General features: G+C 46.6%; 2 protein-coding genes. Both read left to right on the forward strand.

Features of this window, described 5'->3' with window-relative positions; translation table 11 throughout:
• The coding region (locus JNK54_10730; protein ID MBL8024733.1) for an ABC transporter ATP-binding protein at window positions 1-490 on the forward strand (490 nt) is incomplete at its 5' end.
• 90 nt (window positions 491-580) lie between these two features.
• Window positions 581-804: ABC transporter permease (locus tag JNK54_10735; protein ID MBL8024734.1), on the forward strand; the 224-nt coding region annotated here is incomplete at its 3' end.

The following is an 804-nucleotide window of genomic DNA, read 5'->3' on the forward strand; positions in this document are numbered from 1 at the left end:
CCAGAAGTTCTCCCTGTATGATGACCTCACGGTAAAAGAGAACATGCGCTTCTATGGTGGTATTTATGGGATGACGAATGATTTTATCCGGAAGAAAACGGCTTTTATACTGCATCACCTGCACCTGGAAAAGGAAGGAGATGTTCTGGTGAAGTCGCTGCCCCTGGGATGGAAGCAGAAGCTGGCCTTTTCGGTGGCGATCTTTCATGAACCGCAAATTGTATTTCTTGATGAACCGACGGGAGGTGTGGACCCGGTAACGAGGCGTGAATTCTGGAGTATGATCTACCAGGCGGCGGAGCTGGGTATCACCATTTTTGTAACCACCCACTATATGGATGAAGCGGAGTATTGCAACCGGGTGAGCATTATGGTGGATGGCAAAGTGGAAGCGCTTGATACACCGGCACAATTGAAAAGAACGTATGCTGCAGCGTCAATGGATGAAGTATTTCTGAAGCTGGCGAGGAAAGCGGTGAGAGGGGAGTGAGTTGTAAGTGATAAGTCATAAGTCGTAACTCATAAGTAGTAAGTAGTGTCTATCAACGATTGGCCCGGTTATTAAACTGTTCAACCTTACATGAAACAATTTTTTGCATTTATAAAAAAAGAATTCTATCACATCTGGCGGGATAAGCGTACGATGTTTATCCTGCTGGGGATGCCCGTGGTACAGATCGTGATCTTCGGGTTTGCGCTTACCAACGAGGTGAAGAATTCAAAGATAGCGGTGCTGGATTTTTCCAAAGATGATGCCACCCAGTCACTCATTACCCAGCTGGATGCTAGCCGCTACTTCGACCT

The sequence above is a fragment of the Elusimicrobiota bacterium genome, from assembly GCA_016788905.1.
Taxonomy (GTDB): Bacteria; Elusimicrobiota; Elusimicrobia; order FEN-1173; family FEN-1173; genus JADKHR01.